General features: G+C 40.5%; 2 protein-coding genes. Both read right to left on the reverse strand.

The genetic code is table 11. The features are described 5' to 3' along the window. On the reverse strand, positions 1 to 1955 hold a 1955-nt coding region (locus tag A3761_RS15170), incomplete at its 3' end, for an acyltransferase family protein (protein WP_068750436.1). A gap of 175 nt (positions 1956 to 2130) precedes the next feature. Further along, positions 2131 to 4341 (reverse strand): hypothetical protein, encoded by a 2211-nt coding sequence (locus A3761_RS15175; RefSeq protein ID WP_068553580.1) that lies wholly within the window; start codon positions 4339 to 4341, stop codon positions 2131 to 2133. Between the last annotated feature and the right edge of the window lie 109 nt (positions 4342 to 4450).

Here is a 4450-nt window from a genome sequence, read left to right on the forward strand (position 1 = left end):
AACAACAAAGGATTAGAATTTAATTCTAGATAAGACTCACCCAATTGGTTCGCCCCTTCTAAGTTGAGATGGTCATCATCACGATAAAGAGGCACGCCATTGAGAGACATCTCACAGATCAACTCTTTGCAAAATAACTCTCGAGTTTTAATCACTTGGATACGAGGATATTTCTTCTGCAAGTTTTCGAATATATCGCTTATAAAAACATTAACCGGTCGTATCACTTGACAGTCAAGTTCAGAATCAAACACCACCTTCTTTATTGGACACTTAGGTGTTTCTCCCCCTAGGTCCGGAGTATCCTCCAGAATAATGACCTTAATCTCCTTTTTCTCTAAAAAAGAAATCATTGAATCTAATCTATCCATTAATATATTCCGTTTTCGTTCAACATCCACAACTCGGTCTGGGTCAAATAATTTGGTTGTCGACTCTCCAGGCCACGAAGCAGCTAGAACGACAAACTCTAAATTAGATGACTCAATATACTCCCTTGCTATTCTGTTTCTTTCATGACATTTATTAGCTTTGTATGAGTTTTGCCCCCATAAAATGTCAAATACAGGAATGCATTGATCCAAAGTGTAATCCAATATACTTTTATCGGCATCAAATGCTATTTTCTGCATAAACGGAACAAAGTGATTTGCGTGAGAGTCCCCAATAATAATTACTTCAGCACTTTCCAAATCAAGGCTTTTCAGATCATCATCACCCTCGACACAATTAGCTTGAGGTAAACGCGAGCTATACCTTAATGGAGAGTGACAACCCGCTCGCGCTATATCTGGATGAGAGTTTAAAGCAGATTCCATCTTCAATACTGCTGGTTCAAATCTGGAAGGAAATCCTTTGTTCCAAATCCCGATAGTCACCAGAATCGAAATTATGACAGCTGGCAGTAAGAACATTTTTAATACAACAGATCTAAACTCAGTATCGCCTGACTCTCGAAATGGCTGCTCTATGAAACGCCAAGTTAATACTGAGACTAGATAAGTCAGAACAATAATCAAAAGCTGCACTATCAGAGTCAGCTCCACAGACATATATCGGAGGAACACTATGATTGGCCAATGCCAAAGATACATTGAATAGGATATTTTGCCGGTAAAGACAAACCCTCTCATAGAGAGTAACTTATTAATTAAGCCACCTTGTGAATAAATCAACAATACTGTACCTAGTACTGGATATAAAGCATTATAACCAGGAAACTGAGAATGCTCTGTTAGAATTGATGAACTTCCAAATATCAAAACCAAACCCAATACAGATACGACCGAAGACTTCGAATACCCCAATTTCGGCAACCTAGGCCAAACAAGAGCCAATAATGAACCTGCCATCAACTCAAAAAAGCGTGTCGGTAATAGATAATAAGCAGCACCAAAAGTTATTTCAGTCCCCCATTGAGAGATCACCGCTAAAGCTATAAACATTAACAGGAAAAAATATATGCTTTTCCTTATTCCAAACCATTTAAACGAAACAGCCATAATCACGGGCCAAATAAAATAATACTGTTCTTCTACAGCAAGAGACCAGGTATGAAGCAAAGGCGCTTCCTGGGCATCTCCGCCAAAATATCCTCCATGATGCTTCCAAAAAAAGAAATTTCCCAGATAAAATACAATCCATATAATACTTTGGTAAAACCTGACTAAGTCCTGAGGTAACATAATCCAGGTAAAAAACAGAGCAGAAACTATAATAACGAAAAAACTAGCTGGAAGGAGTCGTTTAATACGACGAACGAAAAAAGCTCCAAACTCAAACCGCCCCAGCTTAAGCTTCTCGGCAATTATCGTAGTGATCAAAAAACCTGATAGTACGAAGAATACATCAACCCCAATAAATCCACCGGGAAAAAAGCTAAAACCGACATGGTTTATAATAACTAAAAAGACTGCGATTGACCGAAGGCCATCTATATCACTGCGGTAGTTCACCCCCCCTCCCTTTTTTTAAATGTGTAGATTTATCTAAAATGGCAATTGTATAACGTTTTTCAAATCATATGAGCTTTAACTGATAGAACAACTCAAATACAGCACTTGAAATTAAAATCTAAGAACTAGAAAAAGATAAAGGCCCCTTTATGAGGCCTAGATTATATGAAGGGCCTTACAATTCTGAGAATAAGGCAAAGGAATGATAACTACAACCATTGCGTGTACTACCGACATCTACTTGTCCTTCGCATCTTAACAAGCCATCCGTGGTGACAACCTCGCTAAAAGGTACGTATTTATCGACCTCGTAGCATCCTAGATAGGTCCCCCCCCCAGTAGGACAAATCGCAATAAGAGAGGTAGGACTGATTGTATTATATGGGTGCCACTGGCCGCCACATTGCCAATGCGGATCATCACCTTCACTACATGTAGTTGTTGCAATATAAACCATTGCTGTCACATTACTATTTTCAGGGTCTCCCAATTGGCCGGCAGCTCCATTGGCAGAGTCATTTTCTACATCACCAGCACTTGAATCATCCATAGAATCAGTACCACCAGTATACTCTATTGACCCATCCGCTGCTAAAAGCGACGCCTGAAAACCAATAGGGCTTTTCGGTGGGCTTACTTCAGAGCCACTCGAACCGTCAATACCACCTGAAGACCCCGATGTGGATGGAGCAACCCATAGCCATGTACGAACTGAATTAGATCGATGCTGCCAGTTCCACATCCTCATCGTAGAGCCAATTCCAGCACAATTAGCATTAACCCAACCATCATATAACTTATTTGCCCTAGCAGCCAATTGAGTTTTAATAGCTTCATCAGTCTCAAAATGATAAGCCGCAGCATATATTAGCAACGTTTCAATATTATGAGTATCAGAATACCAAGACCACCATTTATCTCCAGTTCGCTGTGCTGCATCAGCGTAGGCACTTGCAATATATACAATATCGGTATCTTCACGGGTCTGATTGCAAGCCATTGCACGAACTGACCCACCAGTTGCGTTAGCAAATTCAGTTTTCTTAATATGTGTATTTGTAGCCGCATCATAAATCGTAGTAAAACCGTAGCTATCGACCGCAATAGCTAGTCTACGAATCATTTCAGGAATATCTTCCCCCCCGATAGTCCAATAAGTTTGCCAAAGAAAATCTACAATATTTTCGCTCATCCAAGGGGAAAAGCCCCTTGAATTTGTTGCCCCGATAGGGGCAGAGTCTTGGCTATATTTTCCCTCATGAACATCCATATTATGGTCAAACGCACCACTTTTAGGAGTCCATCCATTTTGCTCATCCCAAATAAAGGTGTTTTGCTGCATATCTTTAAGTGAGTTAATTCGCTCCCTCAGATTTGAAAGGACCGTTGCATTGCCCGTCATCTCATACGCGACAATTTCAGCAAGCCCCACCAACCCAGCAGCTCGCTCAGTAAAGCCATCGTTTTCGCCTGAAAAGTCATCTCTAGTATTAAATTGATTCCACCCAATATCAGCCTGAAGCGCCATATTAACAATTAAACCAGAATCCCACTGACTATCATCACCAACCAAAGCCCAAGCAAGCTTAGCCTGCTGTGGCGCAATATACTTTCCATCGGCGCATGCGACATTAGAATAAGTCCAGCACCCACTACCTCCAGGCGCTGCAGGAGGAGAACCATCATTCCGAACATAATTGAAGTAAAACTGTTTGGACAAAAAGGCTTCTTTCAGAAACTCTACCCTTCCTGTTGTAACATAAGCCTTAAACATCGCACTGGAACGATCAAAAAGCCAATTCCCCCTCACTGAAGAACTATAATTCAACCCTCCTGCCCAATTGTTAAACTGATCCTCTTGATAAGATTCAAAAGCATCTCCACTACTGGGGGCTGCTTCAAACGGTGGAATAATCCCAGAGTTCGCTAAATATTCGGGATCATGCAATGCAAATATTCTAGGGTATGGAAGATTATTTTTGTCGGAACCTGCTATCGCCCATCCTTGACTTTGGTCTCTTTCAGATAATCTTGGCACTGAGGCTCCTGAATCAGTAATCTGAACTTCAAGATTACCAGCAGTCATATCTACATCATTCAGCTGTATTGTTACAGAACGTAATGAGTTATCTGACCAATGATAACGCAACCCTTCTTCAACATAAGCAGCAATTTCACTTCCTCCTATCGACACTCTAATTTGATCAACTTCTGTTACATCGCCTTTTGACAAAGGAAGACCAAAGGTAACGAGCTCATTGGAACTAGGAGAAACCTCAGAATCAGCATGTAATGTAACAGAAGTATTAAGAGCAAACGCGGACACATTGGTAAATAAGCAAATGCCTACTCCCAACATTTTCATCTGTAAATCATATAATTTCATTTTACGACACCTCACAACTAACTCGGCGAAGTCAGTTGTCACAAATTCTATTCGTGGAATTAACACTCTCTTAACTTAAAGATATACCAATACGCTATTTTGGCTAGCC

The organism is Oleiphilus sp. HI0123, assembly GCF_001635315.1.